Raw genomic sequence first — 25396 nt, 5'->3', positions numbered from 1 at the left:
AATTTAATTATTCTTTTCGTTTACCCATTAAATGCTCTATATTGTTCTGCCTTGCAATTTCAATATCAGATTTGTTTTTTAAAAGATCTGCTGGAATTAATGTAATAAAGACAGTACAAACTTGCCAAATAGTCAAGCAACATAATAATCCAAAGCTAATAGAACGCATAATACCTTTATATTCAATAAATATACTTATTTGCTTAGCAATGGGACTGATAATTCCAATAACTAGAACACAAGATAAAATGATTGTTGAATTGGCAATAGGGGAAAACAAGCTACTAAATCTAGTATCAGAACTCATAATACTCTGATATTTATCTCTAAATGGTGCTTTAAGTTTTTCTGGGTAAATAATAGCTAACCACGCTCCAACCACTGCAAAAATAATTGATGCGGTTGTGCGTAGCGCCTCATATAAAGGCCACTGTTCTGAAAATCTAATATTATCTCCAAAAAAGTAACCTAAAATTACTCCAAGTACCAATGATACTATTAAAATAACTTTATCATATATAATCATTCGTTCATTATTGACAAAATATGTTTTCTATTTTTGTCAAGCTCCGATAATAATTTGGATATATTCTCAAATGAATTTTGAGCATTGAATGATAGTTCTAACTCAAAATCATCTTTGGCAATGGACTTACTAAACCAAAATAATTTATCACCTATTGACAAACCATAATCAACCAGATCCTTTTGATCATCTTGGCACCAATTATTATAAAGCTCTTGGACTTCATTTTCTGTCATTCCATTATTTATAGATATTTCTGTTTTTACAGAAAACTTTTCACTATGAGCAGGTTTTGATTGAGACATACCTATAAAACTCATTATATTTTGATACCAAGATTTAGATAATTCATTATTGTAAGTTAGCGACGCTTTTTTAGTTATTTTTTTAACTTCAAAAGCCCTACTTTTTAATAATTTTATTTCTTGTTCTTTAGGATACAATCTAGATTGAAATGATGGTGGATATTGATATATTTTTCCTTCATCATCACTTATATTCTTATATCCTTCTATATTTTTAGTATTCGTACTATCATCAAATGTAGCTACAATATAACTTGAAAAATATTTCATAAAATGCTTTATGTAATTTTCCATTGCAGCCCTTCCATTTACAGTGGTATTAAAGCAAATAGTAGCAAACACATTCAATGACGGAATAAACCCAAAATATGTCGGATATCCAGGAATAGAGTCTTTTTCTAAAGGGTTTTCATAAGCATTCCGAATTTCTCCAACTTTAGCCTTATTTGGTAAAGATAATACTCCAGCTGCTGTATAAGGTAGTTGGTTCCAAGTAACAAGAATCGTTGAATCAACACTGCTCTGGATATCAGCTAGATAGGTATTTTCTTCAAAACTACTATCCTTTTTAAAAACATCAGTCTCAGCTAATTCTTTACCTATAGCCCAATTAGATAGATCTTGAAGCATATCTTTAACACCTAAAAATACTAATTTAGTATTAGATCTATCATACATCCCACATTTATCAATTTTATAAAATGTAATCGTCGCTTTCATAGTTTTCCTTATTATACGAATAGTTATTCGGATGATTTTACAACAATCTCTGCATCAACGCCTGTTTTTCCAACTTCAAACATTCTAATTTTTGTTGCAATGTTTCGATCTCTTGATCTGCTGCTGTTAGAATTTCGGCGATTTTTTGTTGTTCTTCTTTATTTTGCGGGTAACGTAAAACAAAATTCTCTAATGATTTCTTCTGTATATTTGGTAATCCACTACCAACTCTTAATCGCATTATACTTTCTTCATTAGCTTTTAATAACTGGTATAAAAAAGAAACATCAATTTTTACATCATTCAAGGTATAGCAATGCCCGCCACACCAAAAATCTTGCTTTTGAAAAGCGATATAGCCACAAGAATTTCCACCTTCACTTATGGTTATTGTATCTTTAACACTATTAAATTTATCAGTGTATCCTGACGGATCAATACCTCCATTGATAACTGGATACATTCCAATTTCTGCAAGAGTATCTTTATTTAATTGAGCCCCTTTTGAAATCTTGGCTAATTCCTGTAATTTGGCTTGTATCCACTCCTCACTAAATCCCCCAACTCTTTTCTCACCACTTAACAACATCTGCATTAATGCTTTTTTCTGTTGTTGGCTATTGGTAATTAGAGATTCTGTAGCTTGAATTGCGTTATCCCACGTTGAAAGTGTTTCAGCGATTTTTCGTTGCTCATTTATCGGGGGACATTTTATCTTTAATTTCTTGAAATAAGGTAACCCAATCGTTTTGATTGTTGAACCAACTGCTTGTGTTTCAAACTCTCTCTTACGATTTTGTAAGGTGTAATATAAAAACCAATTATTTAACTTAATATCATCACAAGTCCAAGTTATAAAATGTTGGCTAACAGCCATACTTTCAGCCATTATTGCACTTTTACCAACTCCGGCGTCTCTTGATAAAACAACAGTTCCTTCGCTATGTAAAACGGCAGATGAATTTTTTATACCTAGCTCTGAAATTTTTTTATCAGTTTCAAAAATGAGACCTTTATCTAATTTTGAACTGTCAGCCAAAGATATCCATTTTATACCTCCATTCCAATACTCTTTTACGCTTTTGCTAGGTGTATGCCCACTTCCTCTAATAGCTAAATTATCCAATAGTTCAAATTTCCACCCACTCAGCAACTTACTCATATTCTTATTTCCTAATTTGCAAAATTTTTGGTTAATTTAACCGCTTGTTATTTATTGCTTGGTCGGCGGGATAAATCCCGCCCTACGTTTAGATTATTTTATGAACATATGCTCGACGCCAGACATATGTTGTATATTTATATAGGATATTCGTCATTAAACAAGTTCCCGACGTCGGGAACTTGTTGTGTGTTTATACAGTTATCAATACCCTAACTCTTTCAAATAACCTGCCATTTTGGTTTCTAATTCCGCCAGTTGTTGCTGTAGTTGCACTCGTTCGGCACGCACGGCATTTAAGTCGATGGGTTGCTCGGCTTCAAAGGTATCTACATAGCGTGGGATATTTAGGTTGAAGTCGTTTTCCTGAATTTCAGCTAAATTTGCAAGATACGCATATTTTTCGACCGCTTGTCGGGTGCGGTAGGTTTGGGCGATTTTGTCAATATTTTCAGGGGTTAGGGTATTTTGGTTTTTGCCTGCTTTAAACTCTCGGCTTGCGTCGATAAATAATACCGAATCATCGCTTTTATCTTTGCGGAAGACTAAAATGGCTGCGGGGATACCTGTGCCGTAGAACAGTTTTTCAGGTAAGCCGATTACTGCATCTAGCAGATTTTCTTCAATCAATTTTTGACGGATTTTGCCTTCCGCCGCGCCACGGAATAATACCCCGTGCGGAACCACCACGCCCATTCGCCCGGTGTGCTCTTTTAGGGTTTCGATCATATGCGAGATAAAAGCATAGTCCCCTTTGGTTTTCGGCGGTAATCCGCGTGCAAAGCGTTGGAAGCGATCTTGCTTCACATCATCATAGCCCCATTTATCCAATGAAAACGGCGGGTTGGCGGTGACAACATCAAACTTAATCAGTTGTCCGTTGTTATCCAATAATTTCGGATTGCGGATCGTATCACCCCATTCGATTTTATGATTATCTTCGCCGTGCAAAAACATATTCATTTTCGCCAATGACCAAGTAGAACCAATCGCCTCCTGTCCGTATAGGGCATAATTTTTACTTTGATAATTTTGCACCACTTTGCGACCGCACTTCATCAATAATGAAGCGGAACCGCAAGCAGGGTCGCAAATACTATCGCCCGCTTTGGGTTCTAACAGTTCGGCGATTAAATCCGATACTTCGGGCGGGGTATAAAATTCGCCGGCTTTTTGCCCGCCACTTGCGGCAAAGTTTTTAATCAGAAATTCGTAGGCATTACCGATAATATCCAACGTTCCTACTCGGCTTGGTTTTAGGTCAAGTTCAGGTTTGGCAAAATCTTCTAATAGCTCACGCAAAATAGTATTTTTTTGCTTTTCTTCACCCAATTTATCGGTGTTAAAAGAAATGTCTTGGAACACGCTTTTACCCGCGTCTTTCAGCTTGGTACCGTTCGCTTCTTCGATGGCGTGTAATGCCTGATCGATTCGCTCGCCATTACCCGCTTCAAAACGTCTTTCATATAGGTGATAGAAATTCGCTTGCGGGGGTAATACAAAACGCTCTTGCTTCATCATCTCTGCAATTAACTCGGGCTCATTGCCATATTCGGTTTGATAAGCGTTGTAGTGATCCTGCCATACATCAGAAATGTACTTTAAAAACAGCATCGTTAAGATGAAATCTTTGTAGGTATCGGCACTGATTGTGCCGCGGAATGTATCGCAAGCAGACCAAAGGGCTTTATTAATATCGTCTTGGTTAATTTGAGTGGTCATTGGTTATCCTTGTATATATTTCGACCATATCGAGAATATGCTCGATATGGTTTGAATATTTAGTATGAACTGTTTTACTGACATCAGTAAAATGGTTGAAATAAAGGTGATTATATAAAAAAATACGCTCAAACCGAAATTTGAGCGTATATATAAATTCAATTTATTTCAAAGCGATTAACTACTCTTCACCAAGCAATTTCAATTCTCTTGATCTTACTTGATTTTTCAGAATTTCTACAAATTCCTCTACTCTGTAAGTGCCTAAATCCGCACCTCTGCGGGTACGTACCGAAACTTTACCCTCACTGATTTCTTTGTCACCGCAAACCAGCATATAAGGTACGCGGCGTAAAGTATGTTCGCGGACTTTGAAGCCTACTTTTTCGTTACGTAAATCCGATTTCACGCGTAAACCGGCATCGGATAAGGTTTTTGTAACTTTTTGTACGTATTCCGCCTGGCTGTCGGTGATATTCATCACTACTGCCTGCACCGGCGCCAGCCAGCTTGGGAAGAAACCGGCGTATTCTTCGGTGATGATACCGATGAAACGTTCAATCGAACCTAAAATTGCGCGGTGAATCATTACCGGTGTACGGCGGTCGTTATCTTCCGCTACGTAAGAGGCGTTTAAGCGACCCGGTAAGGCGAAGTCTAACTGTACCGTACCGCATTGCCATTCACGGTCTAAACAGTCGCGCAATGCAAACTCGATTTTCGGACCGTAGAACGCACCTTCACCTTCCTGTATTTCATATTGCAAACCGTTGTGGGCCAATGCGTTGGCTAAGCCCTGTTCCGCACGGTCCCACATCGCATCGTCACCGATACGGTTTTCCGGACGGGTAGAAAGTTTCACCGCAATATTAGTGAAGCCGAAAGTACTGTAAATATCGTAAACCATGCGGATACATGAAGTCACTTCACTTTCGATTTGGTCTTCGGTACAGAAAATATGGGCGTCATCCTGAGTAAAACCGCGTACGCGCATTAAACCGTGCAGAGAACCGGACGGTTCGTTACGGTGGCAGGAACCGAATTCCGCCATACGAATCGGTAAATCACGGTATGATTTTAAGCCTTGATTGAAAATTTGTACGTGGCCCGGACAGTTCATCGGTTTAATGGCGTATTCGCGGTTTTCAGATTGCGTGGTGAACATCAAATCGCCGTAATTTTGCCAGTGACCGGTTTTTTCCCAAAGCACGCGGTCCATCATAAACGGACCTTTAACTTCCTGATAATCGTATTCTTTTAATTTGGTGCGCACAAAGGTTTCCAATTCACGGAAAATCGTCCAGCCGTCATTGTGCCAGAATACCATACCCGGCGCTTCTTCCTGCATGTGGTAAAGATCTAGAGCCTTACCGATTTTGCGGTGGTCGCGTTTTGCCGCTTCTTCCAAACGGGTTAAATATTCGTTTAATTGTTTTTTATCCGCCCAAGCGGTACCGTAAACGCGTTGCAACATTTTATTTTTGCTGTCGCCGCGCCAGTATGCGCCTGCCACTTTTTGCAGTTTGAAATGATGGCAGAAACGCATATTTGGTACGTGCGGACCGCGACACATATCGATATATTCTTCATGATGATACAACGCCGGGTGATCGTCTTTCGCAATATTTTCGTCTAAAATCGCCATTTTGTACGGCTCGCCGCGTTTTTCAAAAGTATCGCGAGCTTCCTGCCAGCTTACACGTCGTTTCACTACGTCGTAATTCGTTTTCGCCAGTTCCAGCATGCGTTTTTCCAAGGCATCCAAATCTTCCTGGCTTAATGAGTGCTCTAAATCCACGTCATAATAAAAACCGTTATCGATAGTCGGACCGATAGCCATTTTTACATCGGGGAAAAGTTGTTTAATCGCGTGACCAAGCAAGTGCGCGCAGGAATGGCGGATAATTTCCAGACCGTCTTCGTCTTTTGCAGTGATGATTTCAAGTGTGCTGTCTTCAGTAATCATATCGCAGGCATCACGGCGTTCGCCGTTGACACGGCCGGCAATAGTGGCTTTGGCCAGGCCTGCACCGATTGATTGAGCGACTTCCAGAACGGATACGGGATTATCGAATTGACGTTGTGAACCGTCGGGTAAAGTAATAATTGGCATGTTAAATCCTTATACAGTGGTCATCCATACGAAAGATGACTTGTGCTTATGAATAAATAAAAAAGGTGCGAAAATGCACCGCACTTTTGCTTTGTACCTACCATGTACAGTAAAAGTGCGGTTATTTTAGCACGATTTTTTGAAAGTTGTAATGTGAGAGTCCGTTGCTAACCGGCAACTAATTAAACTGCATTCCCGTAAAAAAGATCAATCTTGCTCATTTTCGCCATACAATCCACATAATTTTTAACGCGGGTTGGAAAAATCACGCCTTTCACACAAGTTAAATTACGCAGCATCGGGAATAAGATAATATCTTCAACAGAAAGCTGCTCACCGTTTACTTTATCCTGCGCCAGAATCAAATTGTCCAATAAAGTTAAATCCCGGTTTAATTTGTCAAGATATTGCGGGGTATTTGCCAGATTTTCTGCAAAATCACCGATACTTTTAGTCTTTTTTTGAATAAAATAATTCAATGCGCTTTGCGTGTTATATTCCGCCAAACCCAGTTTAACAAAGCGCGGCAATAACAAATGATTATAGTAGCTACCGATTTGTTTCAATTGCACTTCCAATTCGGGGCGGATTTGTTCCGTCAGCAATTTATCGCCAAAATTTTCATCTACATATTTTACGATATCCAGACTTTCCGGCATCGCCGTGCCGTCATCTTTCACTAAAATAGGAACCACTTTTTTACCGACTAACGAGGTTGGCGTTGCTTCGTCATCATTTGATAAAACTTCCGGCTCAAAAGGTAAATTCTTAAGCCCGAATATCATTCTCGCACGCACACAAAACGGGCAATGTTCATATACATATAGCTTCATAACGTTCTCCTGACTGATAATTTGATTGTTATAGAGTTATATCATTTTTGTTTTTTATTTCAACAACTTTAAATTCTTTGACCTATATCACAGATTCTTTGCCTGTTTATCTCTATTATGAAGATAATCTTAAATGTCGTTAAATTTAGGGGGCAAGTATGTGGAAATCAGTTTCTCAAGTCTTAGCAGACCAATTTGGTGCCTATTACAACATCAAAGATAAAGAAAAAATTCATAGCGGTGAAGTGCATGAAGCTTGGTTGATTAATGACGGCATTCAGCCTGTTTTCGTTAAATTGGATGAAAAATCTTATCGTTCAATGTTTCGAGCAGAAGCGGATCAACTCCAATTGCTTGCACGTACGAATACCATTCCCGTACCACAAGTCTACGGCGTAGGTTGTTCGCAAAACCACAGTTTTCTGCTTCTGGAAGCCTTGCCGCTGGAGCCGATTACCGCTGAAACTATGGGGGAATTTGGTGTCAAACTTGCCCAACTTCACGCTCAACACAGTTCTGAAAAATTCGGTTTGGATTTCGATACTTGGCTAGGTCCGGTTTATCAACCTAACGAATGGAAACTCAATTGGGCAACCTTTTTTGCCGAACAGCGTATCGGCTGGCAACTACAGATTTGTAAAGAAAAAGGTATTGAGTTAGGCGATATTCAGTCCATTATTGACATGGCCGCCGGCAAATTGGTGAAACATAAACCGAAACCGTCTTTGTTACATGGTAACTTATGGATTGAAAACTGTGGTTTGGTAAAAGGTAAAGTTACCACCTACGACCCTGCCTGCTATTGGGGAGACCGTGAATGCGATCTTGCCTTTACCGAACTGTTTGAGCCGTTCCCTCAAGAATTTTACGATAATTATAACCGTACTTATCCGTTAGATAAGGGTTATCAGCAACGTAAACCGCTCTATCAACTCTATTATCTGATTAATTTCAGCCATAGATTTAAAGGGCATTACATTACATTAACGCAAAAATTATTAAATTATTTGATGTCTGAGGAAGAATAATGACCATTAAAGCGATCATTTTTGATATGGACGGAGTGTTAATTGACTCCGAGCCTGTATGGAAACAAGCGGGAATTGATGTATTTAACGCCGAAGGCATTCCCGTCACCTATGATGATATGCTTGCTTTAACGGGAATTCCTTCATTAGGTATCGTCAAAGCCGTTTATGAAAAATATCAGAGTTCGCCGGTGCCGGTAGCGGAAATGGCGCAACGCTTAAATGAGCATGCAATCAGTTTGATTTTAGCGCAAAAACCGCTTATTGACGGAGTGCAGGAAACTTTACAAAAATTGACCGCACTTGGTTATAAGCTCGCCGTCGCTTCCGCTTCGCCAAGAATATTATTGGAAGAAATCACACAAAGTTGCGGCATCGATCAATATTTTAGCTATCTGTCTTCCGCAACAGAATTAAGCCACAACAAACCGCATCCCGCCGTTTGGTTGCATGCGGCGGAAATGCTGGGTGTCGAAGCGACAGAATGTATCGGCATTGAAGATTCGGTAGTCGGCATGGTTTCTGTCAAAGCCGCATCGATGAAATGCATTGTTGTTCCCGGCGTGCTTGGTTCGGATGACCCTCGTTGGGCACTTGCCGATATAAAATTAGCTACTCTACGGGAAATTGATGAAACCGTAATCGGCAAGCTGGATTCTATCTAATACTGAAAAATTAAGGGAAGATCATTATCTTCCCTTAATTCGTTGAACTTTAGTAAAATTCCCGTTTTTTTCTCCGCACTTTTAGTCCTTAATTCAACTGACCTCTGTTTGGCTCCAGCTCATCACATTCCCAGCCGACATACTCACCGAAATACTGATGGGCTAAATGTTCAAACTTTTCAACCAGCATAAAGATTTCATTGTTGTTCAAGGTAAGTTCCTGCTCAATTTTTGCCATATACAGCATTTCTTCATCATTTACCGGAACCGGCTCATCCGTGTATTTTAAAGCATTAAAAGACACATCATCTAACTCGGCACTTTCAATAAATTCAAGCAAATTCTCTTTATCTTCAAAATAAAAGGTATGCTCCACTAAGAAAATATCCTCTAGATCCCGTCCGTTTCGCACCAGCAGATCAAGAATTTCTTCCGTGGCATTCATTTTACTTTCCAACGGCGACGGCAATAAAAAATCGAAATAAATATCCCAATTCGGATCATCCTGAATATCCAAATCATCCGTATAGCCAAGACCATTCAGAACTTGGATAAATGCATCGGTATCATTAGTATAAAAATATAATTTTGCTTTTCCATTACTCACGATATGTCCGGCATAAAGAGTATCGGAAAGAGCGGATAAATTTGTTAAAGCACGCAAAATATTTCTAAACAATAATTGATGTTCTTCCGCCTGAGGCAAACCGTTTTCATCGGCACAATAGCCGATAGAAAATTGAACGACTTTAGATAATTTTGCCGCTTCTGATGAAAATTGTTCAAAAATCGCTAAATTCGCAGAAAAAATCGCAATATGATCGTTCACTAAAGTCCGATAAGTTTGCCAGTTTTGATCCATGGGTTATCCTTATGACTATTTAAATGTTGCCCAAATAGGTGCGTGATCGGAAGGTTTTTCCATCGCCCGAATATCCAACGCAATTCCCGTATCTACGCAGCGTTCCGCTAATTTTGAATTGGCTAAAATATGGTCGATACGCAATCCGCGGTTTTCAGCAAATCCTTTGGAGCGATAATCGAACCAGGAGAATTTGTCATTCGTCCAAGGATTCAATTTACGAAAGGTATCTTCTAATCCGCATTCATATAAACGCTGGTACCACTCTCTCTCTTCCGGTAAAAATGAGCATTTGCCGGTTCTTAACCAACGTTTGCGGCTGTCTTCGCCGATACCGATATCTAAATCCGTCGGACTGATGTTCATATCGCCCATGATAATAATATTACTTTCCGGATTATGCTCGTTTTTAACGTAATTCAATAAATCCGCATAAAATTTTTCTTTAGCCGGAAATTTCGTTTCATGATCGCGGCTCTCGCCTTGCGGGAAATAACCGTTTACCACAGTTAACGCGCCAAAAGCAGTCTCAAAATCCGCCATAATCAAACGCTTTTGCGCATCTTCCGTATCGGTAGAAAATCCTTTGTGTACCGCTTTCGGTGCTTGTTTACACAATAATGCTACACCATAATGCCCTTTTTGTCCGTGATGATAAACATGATAACCGAGATGATCCACCAGCTCATGAGGGAACATTTCATCGGCGACTTTAATTTCCTGCAAACCGATAATATCCGGTTGATACTGCTCGACAATTTTATCCAATTGATGAGGGCGGGCTCTTAATCCATTAATATTAAAAGAAATTATTTTCATATTATTCCTATTTATAAAATACATTCCAACCGGAGTTGATAAAAAATTGACAAAATTCTACCGCACTTTTAATGCCGTTTTATTTTTGTTTGTTTTGCCTTTTGTTCCGCCTTAAATTGTTCAAATAAACTTTCTTGTTTAGGCGGCATTTGCAAATAAAAACCTTGCTGCTGAATATGTTTCAGCACTTCTTGATTTTCCGCCCGCACCAATTTTTTTTCGCCCAATAAATTAAACAGCATAACAAAATTCGGCGTACCGAACGCCATTTTTAAAGTTTCCGGCACTTCATCAAAATAATCACGTTTGGCTACATATAAGTACATTCCTTCTTTCTTTTTACTTTTATAAATGGCGCATAGCATAATGTTTCCCTTGTGATATTTTGAATTTATATGATAGCTAAATAAAACGGAATGCATAGTTTAACAGTTAATTGCGTTAGTTGGGGTAAAACTTCTAAATTAAATCGGATTTTGTTGAATTATCTATATAAAGAAAAATCCTGACTGGAATGAATTCAATCAGGATTTTATAAAATAAATTGAGACTTAATTGGCGGTATGCTTATTTCTCTGCCGCGTCTTTTACTTCGTTTGCTTTATCAGATACGGCTTCTTTCATTTCAGCTGCTTTATCGGATACGGCATTTTTTACTTCTTCCGCTTTATCCGCGACCGCTTCTTTAGCAGCTGCAACTTTTTCTTTAGTTGCATCTACTGCGGCATCCATTTTTTCGGCAGCCGCATCTTTAACTTCATTTGCTTTTTCTACCGCATTGTCTTTTACTTCGCCGGCTTTTTCAACAGCGTTGTCTTTCACATCTTTAGCCGTTTCAGTCACGGTTTCTGTTGTTTGTGAAGCTTGTTCTTTAGCTTGATCACAAGCGGTTAACGCTAAACTTGAACCTAAAATTAATGCGGCTAATGCTAATTTTTTCATTTTTGCTCCTAGATAAACAAATAATAGCAAGAGAACCTCTTGCCTCTCACTTTCGAGAAAAAAGTGTAGAGCAAACCGATTGCAGAAGTAAATACAACTTACATTTCTTTACAAATCTTTGCGATAAATTTATCTCAATCTAAAAAATCATAAAAAACCGACCGCACTTTCAATCAATGATAATCTCGCCTTCAATCGGGTTGGCGCATAAATGACGGTACATGCTCATCACCGTATCTTCCGGAACATGGTGAGTATTAGGGTAAAAATGCCGCAATCGATAAATTTCCACCTGCATATTCTGTTTCTCTGCCTGATGAACAAAACATTGAATTTCCTGTTTATTCACCCCAACATTACTAATCACTATCAAGCAATCCGGCGCATTGTGTTTTCGACAAAACCTAAATGCCCGATAAATCGTTCTTTGCGCTTGCAGCCTGGCTTGCCGGAAACGTTGTTCAGTCCAAATATATTTATCGTTTTCAATTAAATAGTGATCATTTTCAATATGAAAAACATGCCCTACCGGGTATTGTCGTTTGAATTCGGCAATCTTCTTTAGGGCAAATGTGGTTTTGCCTGAACCCGAATGACCGCGGATAATAATGAGTTTGTGCATAAAAAGAGAAACGCAGAATACTTAATTCTGCGCCTGAAGATTATTTATTGATTAAGCTTAAAAATTCTTTGCGGGTTTCGCGATCTTCAAGAAATACACCGCCAAAAGCAGAAGTAACCGTGTAGCTATTGGTATCTTTAATGCCACGGCATTTCACACAAAAATGCGTTGCTTTCATATAAACGGCAACATCTTCCGTTTCTAAAATAGTTTGAAAAGCCAATAAAATTTGCTCGGTCAAACGTTCCTGAACCTGCGGACGCTGGGCGAAAAACTGCACTACCCGATTAATTTTCGATAACCCGATAACCCATTTTTTCGGGTAATAAGCTACTGAAACCAAACCGTCAATAGTTACGAAATGATGCTCGCAGGTGCTGGTTAAAGTAACATCATTTACCAACACCATTTCGCTGACCTTCATGCGATTTTCGATATTAGTAATTTTCGGAAAATTTGTATAATCCAGCCCGCTGAAAATCTCATCAATAAACATTTTAGCCAACCGAACCGGCGTTTCTTCCAGGCTGTCGTCCGTCAAATCCAAGCCGATTAATTGCATAACTTCTCGCATACGGTTCTCAATACCGATACGACGTTCGTTTTTACTTTTCGTCAATGCAATCATCGGGGTTTCAATCCCTTTTTCTATTAATGCATGGCGGACTTTTTCCGCCTCTGCTGAAATCCTACTCATTTATTACTCCTGATAAAATAATGTGCGCTATTCTATCAAAGTCTGAAACAATAAAAAACAGTATCCGCGCACAGTCCCGAAACGTTTGCGCAAATAAATAAAAGATAAATCAGGCACAATTTACTTTTTGGTAATTTATTCAACTTAAGGTAAACTAACCGGCATTTCCGTTTAAGAATAAATTCAAATAAATTTTGAGGTAAAAATGACAAAAATTGTATCTGTTGCCGAGGTGCTGCAAGGAAAAACAGCTATCGGTGAAAAAGTGACTGTCCGCGGTTGGGTGCGTACACGTCGTGACTCTAAAGCAGGTCTTTCTTTCTTAGCCGTTTACGACGGCTCATGTTTCGATCCAATCCAAGCCATTATCAATAACGACATAGTCAATTATGAATCCGAAGTATTGCGTTTAACGACCGGTTGCTCGGTTATTGTAACCGGTACGGTAAGTAAATCGCCGGCGGAAGGCCAGGCGGTTGAATTGCAGGCGGAAACAGTTGAAGTTGTAGGTTGGGTAGAAGATCCGGATACTTATCCGATGGCGGCAAAACGTCACAGTATCGAATATTTACGTGAAGTGGCTCATCTGCGACCTCGTACAAATATTATCGGTGCGGTGGCTCGCGTTCGCCATTGTTTAGCTCAGGCTATTCACCGTTTCTTCAATGAACAGGGTTTCTACTGGGTTGCCACCCCGCTGATTACCGCTTCAGACACCGAGGGGGCGGGCGAAATGTTCCGTGTTTCTACTTTAGATCTTGAAAACCTGCCACGCGATGACAAAGGTGCGGTGGATTTTTCACAAGATTTTTTCGGTAAAGAATCCTTCTTAACGGTATCCGGTCAATTAAACGGTGAAACTTATGCCTGTGCATTAAGCAAAGTTTATACTTTCGGTCCGACTTTCCGTGCGGAAAACTCAAACACAACCCGCCACCTTGCGGAATTCTGGATGGTCGAACCCGAAGTGGCATTCGCAACCTTGGCGGATAACGCAAAACTTGCCGAAGATATGTTGAAATATGTGTTCAATGCCGTATTAAAAGAACGCATGGACGATTTAAAATTCTTTGAAAAACATATTGATAAAGATGTGATTAATCGTCTGGAACGTTTTGTTGCTTCTGATTTTGCACAAATTGACTATACCGATGCTATCGATGTGCTGTTAAAATCCGGCAAAAAATTCGAATTCCCGGTTTCTTGGGGAATCGACCTTTCATCGGAACACGAACGCTATTTAGCGGAAGAACATTTCAAATCACCGGTTGTGGTTAAAAACTATCCGAAAGATATTAAAGCCTTCTATATGCGGTTAAACGAAGACGGCAAAACCGTTGCGGCAATGGACGTATTGGCACCGGGAATCGGTGAAATCATCGGTGGTTCACAACGTGAAGAACGTTTGGACGTATTAGACGCCCGTATGGCGGAAATGGGATTAAACCCGGAAGATTACTGGTGGTATCGCGATTTGCGCAAATATGGTACCGTGCCGCATTCAGGTTTTGGTTTAGGTTTTGAACGTTTGATTGTCTACGTAACCGGTTTACAAAATATTCGTGAAGTAATCCCGTTCCCTCGCACACCGCGCAACGCAAACTTCTAAGTTAAAATAAATAGAAAAATAAAGGCGGACTGTTAGGTTCGCCTTTCTCTTACTTCTTTCTTATATTGTTATGTCGATTGGTTTACCAGCCCTCCTTAATCACCCGCACAATCCCAAGCAATTCACGCGAATAAATTAAGAATTTTTCCTATCAAAATAAGAAAATGTGATCTTTTTCACGGCAAATATTTTTTCATTGAATCAAAATAACCTTACATTTATAGAAATTGAGGGTTGTTTATGAAATCGTCATATCCGTTTTCAAATACCTGGGAAAAATTATTAATCGGCTTTTTCTGTACACCGATTATTTTAGGTATTTTACTATTTATTAACGAAGTTACCGGTTTTCAACTAGTTTGCATTTCATTAATCGGCACCATTTGTCTCTGGGGTGTTTTTATTACCGTTAAAATGCTGCAAATAAATACCCAACAATCCCATCAATGCAGATTTAAAGAATTTTAGTGCCAAATCAGGTTATTTAGCACAATTATTGGCATAGTCTTTTAAATAATCTGCCGGTAAGGTATAGAATTCCGCCGGTAGTTTAAAACTTACCGCATTAATTTTTATAAATTCTTCTAAATTAAGTACCTGTGTCGTTTTATCTTCAATATTATAAATATAAAATTTCTGCTCATCGGTATAACAGGCTTTGCCGTTTTCCTGATAAATGGTAACGCCACGGGCGATTAATTTAGGTTCCAGCAAGGTGGAACTTAAATAGCCGGTGGGGACGATTTCCTGATTATCACAAATTAATCTGTCCTGGAAAAAGCCGTCGCCCGATTTCATGGAACAGCCGGTCAGTTTGGTCATATAAATGGTATAAAACCAAAATCCTAGGAATAAAAGAATAATCAGCACAACTGAAAATTTTATAATTTTATTCATTTTACCTTCCTGAAAATTCATAAAAAACAACCGCACTTTTATCGGTTTTTAAAAGTGCGGTTTAAATAAAGCGAGTTTTTACTTATCTGACTTCCAAATCAATGCCTTCAAATAATTTCTGCACGGCAGTATTATCACGTGCCCGCTCTGCTTTTTCCACTTTTGCTCTTGTTAGGTGAGGTGAAAAATAATTAATAAAATCATACATATAATTGCGTAAGAAGGTGCTGTGTTTAAACGCAATTTGAGTCATACTGGATTTAAACAGATGGCTTGCGTCAATTCGAATCAAATCCGTGTCCGCATCGGTATGCGCCATGGAAGCAATAATCCCCACGCCCAAACCGAGACGCACATAGGTTTTAATTACATCCGCATCTGTAGCGGTAAATACGATATTCGGCAAAATACCCGCACTGTTAAACGCCTGATCCAAATCGGATACTCCGGTAAAACCGAAAGTGTAAGTAATCAAAGGATATTTACCCAAATCCTCAATGGTGACATGACTCAACTTCGCTAAAGGATGATCCGCTTTCACAATGATAGAACGGTTCCACATATAGCAAGGTAATAACACCACATCGTCAAATAGATATTGCGCTTCCGTGGTAATAGCCAAATCCACTTCGCTGGACAGCAGCGCATCATATAACTGATTCGGCGAACCCTGGTGCACATGCAAACTTACATTAGGATATTGTTTAGAAAAGCGCTCAATAACGGCAGGCAGCATATAACGTGCTTGCGTATTACTGGTCGCTATGCGTAAAACACCGTGATTAGGTTGAGTAAATTCGTTGGCAACCGCTTTAATGGCCTGTGTTTTTACCAATAACTCGCGAGCAATCGCAACAATTTTTTTACCCGCCGGCGTAACGGTTTTGATATGTTTACCATTTCGCTCAAAAATTTCTAGTCCTAACTCATCTTCCAGCAAACGCACTTGTTTACTGATCCCCGGCTGTGAAGTATAAAGCGCATTTGCAGCTTCGGTCACATTTAAATTCTGATTAACGATTTCGACAATATAACGAAGTTGTTGAATTTTCATAAACCATTCCCTTTTTATGCGGCACTTTTACAGTTAAAAGTGCGGTCGGTTTTTACGATTTTTTATAACGTTTATTCATTTCCGAATAACGTTTTACCGCTTTACGAATTTGTCCGGTTTTTGCACGACGTCTAGGGTTAGTCACATCTAATTTAGTTTCCGTTTCCGGCGGTAAACCCACTAATTCACGAAGATAATTCACCTTAGCTAAGTCCATTTCTTCCCAACCGCCACGAGGTAAAGTTTTCATCAGCTGAATATTACCGTAACGTATTCGAATCAAACGACTGACCTGAATACCCTGGCTTTCCCATAAACGGCGGACTTCTCGATTACGTCCTTCCATCAATGTCACGTCAAACCATTGGTTTAAACCCGTACCGCCGACCGCTTTAATCGCTTTGAAATTTGCCGGACCGTCTTCCAGCTGCACGCCTTTACGCAGACGATGAATCATGGCATCATCCACCTGACCGAATACCCGTACGGAATATTCGCGTTCGACTTCTTGGCTTGGGTGCATTAAGCGATTTGCTAATTCACCGTCTGTTGTAAACAATAAAAGTCCGGAGGTATTAATATCCAATCTGCCCACCGCAATCCAGCGGGAACCGGTTAAACGGGGCAAACGGTCAAATACGGTAGCGCGTCCTTCCGGATCATGGCGGGTACATAATTCGCCTTCGGGTTTGTAATACATTAATACGCGGCAAACTTCCCGTTGTGCGGCGGTCAAATTCACAAGATGACCGTCAATACGGATTTTTAACCCGTCGTGCACGGTTACGCGATCGCCTAATGTGGCAATTTTGCCGTCCACACTAACCCGCCCTTGTTCAATAATACTTTCGATTTCACGGCGGGAACCCTGCCCCGCACGGGCTAAAACTTTCTGCAGTTTTTCTCCTTCAACCGTCGCTTTCTTTTCTACCGGATGAGCGGGTTTCGGTTTACGCATTGGTAAAGGCTTACGTTCCGACGGTTTGCGTTCGTTACGGTGGTTTGACGATTCGTCGCCGGAAAAAGAAGAACGGCGTTCATCGCCACGCGCATTGCGACGTTCGTCCCGGCGATCATTCTTAAATGATGAAGCCTGACGGCTGTCATCAGCACGGAAACGGGATTCGGGAGTGCCTCTTTCTTTACGTTCCGGACGACCACCACGTTCAAACTGCGGTCGGTTTTCCGATGGTTTTTGGCGGAAGTTTCTATTTTGCAATTTTTCTGTTTGAAATTTCATAAGTTTCCTTGTCGCTTTCACAAGCGTCTAATAGCCGGTTTAATATCACCGACAAAGTTTAGGTCTGTTTATTTTTTATAAACAAACCTTAAATAAACGGATCTAAGGGTCCACTGCCTTCACGTAAAATAACCGGCGTTTCTTCGGTTAAATCAACCACGGTTGTCGGTTCCTGACCTAAATAACCGCCGTGAATAATCAGATCCACTTGGTGTTCCAAACGGTCGCGGATTTCTTCCGGATCCGATTGGGTAATATGCTCCTCGTTCGGTAACATTAATGAACAGGATAAAATCGGCTCGCCTAAGGTGCGTAACAAATCTAACGCAATTTGATTGTCGGGCACACGGATACCGATAGTTTTGCGTTTTGAGGTCATTAAACGGCGGGGTAATTCTTTTGTCGCCGTTAAAATAAAAGTATAACGCCCCGGCGTATTATTTTTTATCAGGCGGTAAGCGGTGTTTGTCACTAACGAATAAGTTGAAAGTTCCGACAAATCGCTGCATACCAACGTAAAATTATGCCCTTCCGGCAAATGACGAATTTGCACGATTCGATCCATAGCGCGTTTATCACCAATCATGCAGCCTAAAGCGTAACCCGAATCGGTAGGATAAACAATAACGCCGCCGTTGCGTAAAATATCAACGGCCTGATTAATTAATCGGACTTGTGGATTTTCCGGATGAATATAAAAAAATTGGCTCATAATACGCTGCCCTTCAATAAATGAAATGCGGGAAATAACAGAAGACCTTTTTATCTCCTATAAAACTCGCAGATTATACCGCAGTTTTTAGATATGTTATAACGATTTGTACTATGACTTGCAGGTGTTTTGCAAATACTTCGGATTATCGCCAAATTGCGACCAAACCGGTGTGACATTTTCCGGTAACCACAAGGATTTTCCCAGTTCAACCCAGCCACATGGGAAATGAAAATCCGAGCCGACGGAAGCCAATAATTCAAATTCATTTGCCCAACGGGCAATTAATTGACGCTGATCTGCCGTTTGTCCGCAACCCGAAACCTCAATACCTTCACCGCCCCAGTTCTTAAAATCGGCAATTAAGCGCTTTATCCAGCGCGCCGTCATAGTATAGCGCAACGGATGGGCGATAATCGGAATACCGCCCGCTTGTTTGATAATACTGATTGCAGCGGGAATATCGCACCATTCGGCTTTCACATAGCAGGATTTTCCTTGCGAAAGATAACGTTTAAAGGCTTGATTTTCATTCGCCACTTTACCGATTTGAACCAGATAACGCGCATAATGGGCGCGGGTTACTTCCCCTTTTGCTAACGCACTTGCGCCTTCAAAAGCATTGGCGACACCTGCTTTTGCCAGTTTCTCGCCGATAGTCAAAGCGCGATTTAACCGCAGTTGCGCCTGCCTTGCTAAAAGTGCGGTCATTTCCGGGGAATTTTCATCAAAATTCAGCCCGACAATATGAATAACTTTATTTTCCCAGGAGGTTGAAATTTCAACGCCGTTAATAAATTCCATACCTAACAGCTCAGCCTGCCGACGGGCTTCGGTTAAGCCGGAAATTGTGTCATGATCCGTTAGTGCCAGCGACTGTACGCCCTGTTCGTGCGCTCGTTGAACAATCTCGCTCGGCGATAAAATGCCGTCCGACGCCGTGCTATGGCAATGTAAATCATAAATCTTATCAGTCATTTTACTTTCCTAAACGGTTATACTTAATCCGCCGAAAAGCGGCAGATAAAAAATACTTCACCGGAATACAAAAGTGCGGTATTTTTTACCGCACTTTTGCTTTAAAAAACATATTATCGAATCGCCTCAACCAAGGCTTTTACTAATCCGGGTCCATGATAAATCAACCCCGAATAAACCTGTAATAATTCCGCGCCGGCGACAATTTTTTCCTGTGCGTTTTGTACGCCGTCAATACCGCCGCTACCAATAATCGGAATCTCACCTTTTAATTCTTGCTGTAATCGGCGGATAATTTCCGTGCTTTTATGCTGCAACGGTTTGCCGCTTAAACCGCCGGTTTGATCGGCGTTCTTCATGCCCGCCACCGTATCGCGGGAAATAGTGGTATTAGTCGCTATCACACCGTCCATCTTGTGACGACGTAACGTATCTGCGATTTGCACCAATTCTTCTTCCGTTTGATCCGGTGCAATTTTCACCGCAATAGGCACATATTTATTATAAACCTGCGCTAAATAAGCCTGACGTTCTTTTATGGATTTCAGCAGATCATCCAACGCATCGCCGTACTGCAATTGGCGCAAACCCGGCGTATTCGGCGAAGAAATATTTACGGTAATATAACCGGCATAATTGTAAGCTTTATTCAGGCAAAAAATATAATCGTCTTTGCCGCGTTCCACAGGGGTAACTTTATTTTTACCTATATTAATGCCGATTACGCCGTCAAATTTTGCTTTTTTAACGTTTTCAACTAAATAATCCACGCCGTAGTTATTAAAGCCGTTACGGTTAACAATGCCCTCCGCTTCTACGATACGAAATTGACGCGGCTTCGCATTGCCGTCCTGAGCAAGCGGCGTTACCGTTCCCACTTCGATAAAACCAAATCCCATGGCACCGAAACCGTCAATGGCATCACCGTTTTTATCAGCCCCGGCGGCTAACCCGATAGGATTTTTAAATTTGATTCCCATTACCGTTTTTTCATTGCCAGGCGGACAGGCAAGCAGCGCTTTCAACAATTTATTGAGGATTGGGTTGCCCGCCAAATGCAGCATTTTAATAGCAAGATCATGGGCGTTTTCAGGTTCTAAAGCAAAAATGCCTTTACGGATTAAGGGATATAACATATTTTCATCTCGCCGGATTGATTTAATAAATGTAAAGGTTTATGGAATTGTTAATTAAACAAAAAGTGCGGTAGATTCTACCGCACTTTTGCCGGATTATTGAAGCGCTTTTTCGATCTTTTCAAATAAGTCGTTAGACAGATTTTCCACTTCACGTAAACGCTCTAAGGCGCGCTTCATTAATGTCTGGCGCTGGCTGTCGTAACGAGAAAAACGAACAAGCGGTTCAACCAAACGGGCTGCAACCTGCGGATTGCTTTCATTTAAGCGCAGTAATACATCCGTTAAGAAACGATAACCGGAACCGTCCACCGCATGAAATGCCCGCGGATTTTGGCTTTCAAAACTACCGACTAAAGCACGTAAACGATTCGGATTATTGAAATTGAAACTCGGATGATCCATTAATTGCTTAACCAACGTTAATACGTTACCGTCCGGACGTGTGGCTTGCAGATTAAACCATTTATCCATCACTAATCCGTCATGTTGCCATTTTTCTTCGAAATCTTTCATCACTTTATCGCGACAGGTTAATTGCGCTTTGGTCGCCGCCGCTAATGCCGCCAGCTTATCCGTCATGTTATCGGCATAAAGATAATGTTTATTGACCAATGCGTTACCGTAATCCGTAAAAGCTAAATATTGTAAACAAAGATTTCGCAAGCCGCGCAATGCAATATCTCGCATATCGATGCAATATTCTTCCAAGTTAATCTGATGATAGGTTTTCAACCATAAATCCTGTAATCCCTCCGCAATGGCGTGCTGCATAAAATCACATACGACGGCAATACCTTCAGGGTCAATGGTTTTAAATAATTCCGCAAATTCGGTTTCTTTCGGTAAAGTCAGAATTAAGGTGGTTAATTCCACATTGCTTTGATAATTTTCTAAAACCTGTTGTAACGCGCTTAAAATTTCCGCAGAAAAAGTTAATTGTTCGCCTTGTTGATAAGCAGATAAGTTACGACGTAACTCTTGTGCGAATAGCATTTGCATCGCATCCCAACGGACAAATTCGTTATGGGCGAATTTTAATAAAGCGATCAACTGCGCAGTACTGTAATCATAATCCAGTTTTACCGGAGCGGAAAAATCACATAATAATGCAGGTACTGGCTTGGTTGTAATATTATGGAATTCGAAGACTTGATCTTCCAGCAGAATATCTAGTACATCGTTAACCGCTTCATCGTCTTTAATAAGACTAAAAGGCATGCCGTTCATATCATATAAAGCAATTTTTAGCGGAATATGTAAATTAACTTTATCCATTTGATCCGCAGTCGGCGCCGTCATTTGCGAGACATAAAGTTTATAGCTGCGTTTTTTCTCGTCATAGCTGTCGGTTACCGTCAATTCCGGTGTACCCGATTGGCTGTACCAACGGCGGAATTGAGTTAAATCGACACCAGAAGCCTGTTCCATCGCCGCAACAAAATCCTCACAAGTCGCCGCTTTGCCGTCATTTTCCGCAATGTAAAGCTTCATCCCCTGCTGGAATTTTTTTTCGCCCAGCAGCGTGTGCATCATTCGGATCACTTCCGCACCTTTTTCATATACGGTCATCGTATAGAAATTATTCATTTCCAATACTTTTTCAGGACGAATCGGGTGCGACATCGGGCTTGCATCTTCGGCAAATTGAGCGGTACGCAAAAATTTCACGTTTTTAATCCGGTTGACTGCCCGCGATCCCACATCCGATGAAAATTCCTGATCACGGAAAACGGTCAAACCTTCTTTCAAACTTAACTGAAACCAATCCCGACAAGTCACTCTGTTACCGGTCCAGTTATGAAAATATTCATGTCCGATCACCGATTCGATATTCAGATAATCTTCATCCGTCGCGGTTTCCGGGTTGGCTAACACATATTTGCTATTGAAAACGTTCAGACCTTTATTTTCCATTGCGCCCATATTGAAGAAATCAACGGCGACAATCATGTAAATATCAAGATCGTATTCTAAATCAAAGCGTTCTTCATCCCATTTCATGGCTTTTTTCAGGCTTTCCATAGCCCAGGATGCCCGGTTAAGATTACCGCGGTCAACAAAAAGTTCCAGTTTTACTTCTCTACCGCTTTTGGTTGTAAAACTGTCTTCCAATAAATCAAAATCCCCTGCAACCAACGCAAACAGATAACTTGGTTTCGGGAACGGGTCATTCCATTCAACCCAATGACGACCGTCTTCCAAATCCCCGCCTGCAATGCGATTACCGTTTGATAAAAGATAAGGATACTTGCTTTTATCCGCCGTAATTTTTGTGGTGTAGCGCGCCAATACGTCGGGACGATCCAGCATATAAGTAATTTGTCGGAACCCCTCCGCTTCACATTGAGTGCAAATTCCTTCACCGGATTGATACAGACCTTGCAATGAAGTATTTTTTGCCGGCACTAAACGAGTGATTACTTCAAGTTCAAAGCGTTCGGCATCAATGCCGCTCAAATCAAGGGTTAAGCTCTCGCCGTCCTGCTGATAGGCGGTAAAATCTTTACCGTTAACCTTAATCGAAGCAAATTGGAAACTATGTCCGTCCAGACGTAATACCGTCGCAGCCGGATTTAAGCGTTGATATTGGCTATGGGCGGTAACGACGGTTTTTTGAGGATCTAATTGAAAGTCCAGATGAATATCTGTGACCGTAAAGTCAGGTTTTTTGTAATCTTTTCTATATTTTGCTTTAGCGTGCATAAAATTATATCCATTTATTTTGAGCTAAAATGTAGGGCTTATGGACGTTTCAAAAATATTTACGGACGAGGTGATTTGTAGTGACAACGCAAATATTTTTGAAAGGTTCACAAGCGCTAGTTAGGGTATAATTTTCCGACCGAACTTGCAAAGGTTTTTTCGATTTTTTGTGCTGAAGTTCAGCAGTTCAATCTGTTAATTATTTTCAGCAAAAACCTATCGCAAACGTTTGCCTGAAATGAGTGCGATATGCTATTCTAGCGCCGTTATTATTCTCTGTTTTTTATATGGAAATCCTGATTTATGTCAAATACACATGCTCAAATTGCAATTGTTATGGGTTCGAAAAGCGATTGGTCGACCATGCAGGAAGCGACCGGTATGCTTGATCAACTCAATGTGCCTTATCATGTTGAAATTGTTTCCGCACATCGCACGCCGGATAAACTTTTCAGCTTTGCCGAAAATGCGCAAGCTAAAGGATATAAAGTGATTATTGCCGGTGCAGGCGGCGCCGCCCATTTACCGGGCATGATTGCGGCTAAAACCTTAGTACCTGTTTTAGGCGTGCCGGTTAAAAGCTCAATGTTAAGCGGTGTTGACAGTCTCTATTCTATCGTGCAAATGCCGAAAGGGATTCCCGTAGGGACATTAGCTATCGGTCCTGCCGGCGCTGCCAATGCAGGCTTACTTGCGGCGCAGATTTTAGCCGCATGGGACAGTGAATTGGCCGCTCGTCTGCAAAAATTCCGCGAACAGCAAACCAATGCGGTGTTAAACAATCCGGATCCACGAAATTAATGCTTTTTTGACCGCACTTTTCAAAGACGGAAAAGTGCGGTCATTTTTTTAGGTTTTTTATCATGCAAAAAAGTGCTTTATATCCGACCGTTTACGTACTTGGAAACGGTCAATTAGGACGTATGCTTCGCTATGCCGGCGCTCCTTTAGATATTAACGTTCAACCGCTTGCGTTTAATGCGTCCGTTTTCGATTTACCGAAAGACAGCATTATCACCGCTGAAATTGAGCGCTGGGAAGAAACCCCGCTTACAACCATGCTGGGCAATCATCATAAATTTGTGAATAAAAACGTATTTGTTAAAACTGCGGATCGTTTAACCCAAAAATCTTTACTGGATGAACTGGCATTACCGACCTCACCATGGTGTTTGGTCGAAAACCACCAACAATGGGCGGATATTTTCACAAACGTAGGTAAAAAAGTGGTGGTTAAACGCCGTATGGGCGGTTATGACGGGCGCGGTCAATGGATTATTACGGAAGAAAATAAAACGCTAATCACTGATGAGTTGCTCAATGAGGTTATTGCCGAAAAATTCATTCCCTTCGATTATGAAATTTCTCTGGTCGGCGCCCGTTTCAGAAACGGCGACACCCGTTTTTATCCCGTAACCCATAATCTTCAACAAGACGGCATCTTGCGTTACAGTGTAACTGATGAAACATTCCCTCAACAAGCTCGGCAACAGGTTCAGGCGGAAGCCATGTTAAGCAAAATAATGGCAAAACTGGATTATGTAGGCGTTATGGCTATGGAATGTTTTGTGGTGGGCGACAAACTGTTGATTAATGAACTGGCGCCCCGTGTTCATAACAGCGGTCACTGGACCCAACTGGGTTGCTCCGTAAGCCAGTTTGAATTACATTTACGCGCACTGTTAGATTTGCCTACGCCCAAATTAACCACCTTTGCCCCAAGTGTAATGGTTAATTTAATCGGTACGGATCATAATAAATTATGGCTTGATACGCCGTTCAGCCAGCTCCACTGGTACGGCAAGGAAGTTCGCGCAGGACGGAAAGTCGGTCATATCAATATTTCTCATCCGGATAAAAACGTGATTATCACACAGCTTGAAAAATTAGCCGGCGAACTGCCGGACGATTATCAATCCGGTTTAAATTGGGCAATAAATAAATTAAAATAATTCAATTTTTGAACAATTTTTTAATATATTGTCTAAAAAATTACCTTAAACATAAAATTTTTTAAAACAAGGGTTGCAAATTACAATCCTTGTGAG

General features: G+C 40.6%; 24 protein-coding genes and 1 pseudogene. 6 read left to right on the top strand and 19 right to left on the bottom strand.

The features are described from left to right. Positions 1-7 precede the first annotated feature (7 nt). The 6 genes from A4G13_RS03065 to grxB form a co-directional block, all read right to left on the bottom strand. Positions 8-526 (bottom strand): hypothetical protein, encoded by a 519-nt coding sequence (locus A4G13_RS03065; RefSeq protein WP_090653608.1) that lies wholly within the window; start codon positions 524-526, stop codon positions 8-10. Further along, positions 523-1551, bottom strand: a complete 1029-nt coding sequence (locus A4G13_RS03060) for a hypothetical protein (RefSeq protein ID WP_090653606.1) — start codon at positions 1549-1551, stop codon at positions 523-525. Before A4G13_RS03060 ends, A4G13_RS03065 begins: the two co-directional genes overlap by 4 nt. A gap of 37 nt (positions 1552-1588) precedes the next feature. Continuing rightward, positions 1589-2713 carry a restriction endonuclease subunit S gene (locus tag A4G13_RS03055; RefSeq protein ID WP_090653604.1) on the bottom strand — a complete coding sequence of 375 codons (1125 nt, stop codon included), beginning with the start codon at positions 2711-2713 and terminating at the stop codon, positions 1589-1591. 204 nt (positions 2714-2917) lie between these two features. Continuing rightward, positions 2918-4435: a type I restriction-modification system subunit M gene (locus tag A4G13_RS03050; protein WP_090653602.1), complete on the bottom strand. Its 1518-nt coding sequence runs from the start codon at positions 4433-4435 to the stop codon at positions 2918-2920. Positions 4436-4616: 181 nt separating this feature from the next. Continuing rightward, entirely contained in the window at positions 4617-6548 is a 1932-nt protein-coding gene (thrS, locus tag A4G13_RS03045) for a threonine--tRNA ligase (protein ID WP_090653600.1), read from the bottom strand. A gap of 182 nt (positions 6549-6730) precedes the next feature. Beyond that, a complete protein-coding gene (gene grxB / locus A4G13_RS03040; RefSeq protein ID WP_090653598.1) occupies positions 6731-7381 on the bottom strand; it encodes a glutaredoxin 2 in 651 nt (216 codons plus the stop codon). 158 nt (positions 7382-7539) lie between these two features. Between grxB and A4G13_RS03035 the strand changes: the two genes are divergently transcribed. Together A4G13_RS03035 and hxpB are read left to right on the top strand one after the other, a co-directional pair. Continuing rightward, positions 7540-8409, top strand: a complete 870-nt coding sequence (locus A4G13_RS03035) for a fructosamine kinase family protein (protein WP_090653596.1) — start codon at positions 7540-7542, stop codon at positions 8407-8409. After that, the gene (gene hxpB / locus A4G13_RS03030) at positions 8409-9074 is read left to right on the top strand and encodes a hexitol phosphatase HxpB (protein WP_090653594.1); all 666 of its coding nucleotides are present in this window, start codon (positions 8409-8411) and stop codon (positions 9072-9074) included. The genes A4G13_RS03035 and hxpB overlap by 1 nt, the downstream gene beginning before the upstream one ends. A gap of 88 nt (positions 9075-9162) precedes the next feature. Here hxpB and A4G13_RS03025 read toward each other — a convergent pair whose 3' ends face one another. From A4G13_RS03025 to folE, 6 genes are all read right to left on the bottom strand, one after another. Further along, positions 9163-9936: a TIGR01619 family protein gene (locus A4G13_RS03025; RefSeq protein WP_090653592.1), complete on the bottom strand. Its 774-nt coding sequence runs from the start codon at positions 9934-9936 to the stop codon at positions 9163-9165. Between the two features lie 15 nt (positions 9937-9951). Beyond that, on the bottom strand, positions 9952-10755 hold the full coding sequence (gene xthA / locus A4G13_RS03020) for an exodeoxyribonuclease III (protein ID WP_011200224.1): 804 nt from the start codon (positions 10753-10755) through the stop codon (positions 9952-9954). Positions 10756-10823: 68 nt separating this feature from the next. Continuing rightward, on the bottom strand, positions 10824-11120 hold the full coding sequence (locus A4G13_RS03015) for a YcgL domain-containing protein (RefSeq protein ID WP_090653590.1): 297 nt from the start codon (positions 11118-11120) through the stop codon (positions 10824-10826). Between the two features lie 202 nt (positions 11121-11322). Next, entirely contained in the window at positions 11323-11697 is a 375-nt protein-coding gene (locus A4G13_RS03010; RefSeq protein ID WP_041639706.1) for a hypothetical protein, read from the bottom strand. Between the two features lie 169 nt (positions 11698-11866). Next, the gene (locus A4G13_RS03005) at positions 11867-12319 is read right to left on the bottom strand and encodes an ATP-binding protein (RefSeq protein WP_090653589.1); all 453 of its coding nucleotides are present in this window, start codon (positions 12317-12319) and stop codon (positions 11867-11869) included. Between the two features lie 40 nt (positions 12320-12359). After that, positions 12360-13016, bottom strand: coding sequence for a GTP cyclohydrolase I FolE (gene folE, locus A4G13_RS03000; protein WP_011200219.1), 657 nt, complete (start codon positions 13014-13016; stop codon positions 12360-12362). Positions 13017-13221: 205 nt separating this feature from the next. Between folE and asnS the strand changes: the two genes are divergently transcribed. Both asnS and A4G13_RS02990 read left to right on the top strand, forming a co-directional pair. Then, positions 13222-14625: an asparagine--tRNA ligase gene (gene asnS / locus A4G13_RS02995; protein WP_090653587.1), complete on the top strand. Its 1404-nt coding sequence runs from the start codon at positions 13222-13224 to the stop codon at positions 14623-14625. A 240-nt stretch (positions 14626-14865) separates the two neighbouring features. Beyond that, positions 14866-15093, top strand: coding sequence for a hypothetical protein (locus tag A4G13_RS02990; protein WP_090653585.1), 228 nt, complete (start codon positions 14866-14868; stop codon positions 15091-15093). A 12-nt stretch (positions 15094-15105) separates the two neighbouring features. Here A4G13_RS02990 and A4G13_RS02985 read toward each other — a convergent pair whose 3' ends face one another. The 7 genes and pseudogenes from A4G13_RS02985 to pepN all read right to left on the bottom strand — a co-directional run bounded on the left by A4G13_RS02985 (position 15106) and on the right by pepN (position 23348). After that, on the bottom strand, positions 15106-15522 hold the full coding sequence (locus A4G13_RS02985) for a hypothetical protein (RefSeq protein WP_243739740.1): 417 nt from the start codon (positions 15520-15522) through the stop codon (positions 15106-15108). 82 nt (positions 15523-15604) lie between these two features. After that, a complete protein-coding gene (cysB, locus tag A4G13_RS02980; RefSeq protein WP_011200215.1) occupies positions 15605-16576 on the bottom strand; it encodes an HTH-type transcriptional regulator CysB in 972 nt (323 codons plus the stop codon). Between the two features lie 52 nt (positions 16577-16628). Continuing rightward, positions 16629-17492: pseudogene (gene rluB / locus A4G13_RS02975) on the bottom strand (23S rRNA pseudouridine(2605) synthase RluB); the annotation flags it as partial. Between the two features lie 412 nt (positions 17493-17904). Then, entirely contained in the window at positions 17905-18528 is a 624-nt protein-coding gene (locus A4G13_RS02970) for an L-threonylcarbamoyladenylate synthase (RefSeq protein WP_011200213.1), read from the bottom strand. Between the two features lie 111 nt (positions 18529-18639). Next, positions 18640-19506 (bottom strand): RNase RNM, encoded by an 867-nt coding sequence (gene rnm, locus A4G13_RS02965; protein ID WP_090653579.1) that lies wholly within the window; start codon positions 19504-19506, stop codon positions 18640-18642. A gap of 113 nt (positions 19507-19619) precedes the next feature. Next, positions 19620-20642 carry a quinone-dependent dihydroorotate dehydrogenase gene (gene pyrD / locus A4G13_RS02960; RefSeq protein ID WP_090653577.1) on the bottom strand — a complete coding sequence of 341 codons (1023 nt, stop codon included), beginning with the start codon at positions 20640-20642 and terminating at the stop codon, positions 19620-19622. 96 nt (positions 20643-20738) lie between these two features. Beyond that, positions 20739-23348 carry an aminopeptidase N gene (gene pepN / locus A4G13_RS02955; RefSeq protein ID WP_090653575.1) on the bottom strand — a complete coding sequence of 870 codons (2610 nt, stop codon included), beginning with the start codon at positions 23346-23348 and terminating at the stop codon, positions 20739-20741. A gap of 303 nt (positions 23349-23651) precedes the next feature. Here pepN and purE point away from each other — a divergent pair, with 303 nt between their 5' ends. Beyond that, entirely contained in the window at positions 23652-24149 is a 498-nt protein-coding gene (gene purE, locus A4G13_RS02950; RefSeq protein ID WP_090653573.1) for a 5-(carboxyamino)imidazole ribonucleotide mutase, read from the top strand. Between the two features lie 62 nt (positions 24150-24211). After that, positions 24212-25300, top strand: coding sequence for a 5-(carboxyamino)imidazole ribonucleotide synthase (gene purK / locus A4G13_RS02945; protein WP_090653571.1), 1089 nt, complete (start codon positions 24212-24214; stop codon positions 25298-25300). Positions 25301-25396: the final 96 nt, after the last annotated feature.

Origin of the sequence: Basfia succiniciproducens, from assembly GCF_011455875.1 — a bacterium.
GTDB classification, from domain to species: domain Bacteria; phylum Pseudomonadota; class Gammaproteobacteria; order Enterobacterales; family Pasteurellaceae; genus Basfia; species Basfia succiniciproducens.
This window is presented reverse-complemented; position numbering and strand designations above follow the sequence as displayed.

What these genes read in the sequence shown, in the direction of transcription:
- A4G13_RS03065 (WP_090653608.1), bottom strand. Translation starts at nt 526, where the DNA reads ATGATTATATATGATAAAGTTATTTTAATAGTATCATTGGTACTTGGA.
- A4G13_RS03060 (WP_090653606.1), bottom strand. Translation starts at nt 1,551, where the DNA reads ATGAAAGCGACGATTACATTTTATAAAATTGATAAATGTGGGATGTAT.
- A4G13_RS03055 (WP_090653604.1), bottom strand. Translation starts at nt 2,713, where the DNA reads ATGAGTAAGTTGCTGAGTGGGTGGAAATTTGAACTATTGGATAATTTA.
- A4G13_RS03050 (WP_090653602.1), bottom strand. Translation starts at nt 4,435, where the DNA reads ATGACCACTCAAATTAACCAAGACGATATTAATAAAGCCCTTTGGTCT.
- thrS (WP_090653600.1), bottom strand. Translation starts at nt 6,548, where the DNA reads ATGCCAATTATTACTTTACCCGACGGTTCACAACGTCAATTCGATAAT.
- grxB (WP_090653598.1), bottom strand. Translation starts at nt 7,381, where the DNA reads ATGAAGCTATATGTATATGAACATTGCCCGTTTTGTGTGCGTGCGAGA.
- A4G13_RS03035 (WP_090653596.1), top strand. Translation starts at nt 7,540, where the DNA reads ATGTGGAAATCAGTTTCTCAAGTCTTAGCAGACCAATTTGGTGCCTAT.
- hxpB (WP_090653594.1), top strand. Translation starts at nt 8,409, where the DNA reads ATGACCATTAAAGCGATCATTTTTGATATGGACGGAGTGTTAATTGAC.
- A4G13_RS03025 (WP_090653592.1), bottom strand. Translation starts at nt 9,936, where the DNA reads ATGGATCAAAACTGGCAAACTTATCGGACTTTAGTGAACGATCATATT.
- xthA (WP_011200224.1), bottom strand. Translation starts at nt 10,755, where the DNA reads ATGAAAATAATTTCTTTTAATATTAATGGATTAAGAGCCCGCCCTCAT.
- A4G13_RS03015 (WP_090653590.1), bottom strand. Translation starts at nt 11,120, where the DNA reads ATGCTATGCGCCATTTATAAAAGTAAAAAGAAAGAAGGAATGTACTTA.
- A4G13_RS03010 (WP_041639706.1), bottom strand. Translation starts at nt 11,697, where the DNA reads ATGAAAAAATTAGCATTAGCCGCATTAATTTTAGGTTCAAGTTTAGCG.
- A4G13_RS03005 (WP_090653589.1), bottom strand. Translation starts at nt 12,319, where the DNA reads ATGCACAAACTCATTATTATCCGCGGTCATTCGGGTTCAGGCAAAACC.
- folE (WP_011200219.1), bottom strand. Translation starts at nt 13,016, where the DNA reads ATGAGTAGGATTTCAGCAGAGGCGGAAAAAGTCCGCCATGCATTAATA.
- asnS (WP_090653587.1), top strand. Translation starts at nt 13,222, where the DNA reads ATGACAAAAATTGTATCTGTTGCCGAGGTGCTGCAAGGAAAAACAGCT.
- A4G13_RS02990 (WP_090653585.1), top strand. Translation starts at nt 14,866, where the DNA reads ATGAAATCGTCATATCCGTTTTCAAATACCTGGGAAAAATTATTAATC.
- A4G13_RS02985 (WP_243739740.1), bottom strand. Translation starts at nt 15,522, where the DNA reads ATGAATAAAATTATAAAATTTTCAGTTGTGCTGATTATTCTTTTATTC.
- cysB (WP_011200215.1), bottom strand. Translation starts at nt 16,576, where the DNA reads ATGAAAATTCAACAACTTCGTTATATTGTCGAAATCGTTAATCAGAAT.
- A4G13_RS02970 (WP_011200213.1), bottom strand. Translation starts at nt 18,528, where the DNA reads ATGAGCCAATTTTTTTATATTCATCCGGAAAATCCACAAGTCCGATTA.
- rnm (WP_090653579.1), bottom strand. Translation starts at nt 19,506, where the DNA reads ATGACTGATAAGATTTATGATTTACATTGCCATAGCACGGCGTCGGAC.
- pyrD (WP_090653577.1), bottom strand. Translation starts at nt 20,642, where the DNA reads ATGTTATATCCCTTAATCCGTAAAGGCATTTTTGCTTTAGAACCTGAA.
- pepN (WP_090653575.1), bottom strand. Translation starts at nt 23,348, where the DNA reads ATGCACGCTAAAGCAAAATATAGAAAAGATTACAAAAAACCTGACTTT.
- purE (WP_090653573.1), top strand. Translation starts at nt 23,652, where the DNA reads ATGTCAAATACACATGCTCAAATTGCAATTGTTATGGGTTCGAAAAGC.
- purK (WP_090653571.1), top strand. Translation starts at nt 24,212, where the DNA reads ATGCAAAAAAGTGCTTTATATCCGACCGTTTACGTACTTGGAAACGGT.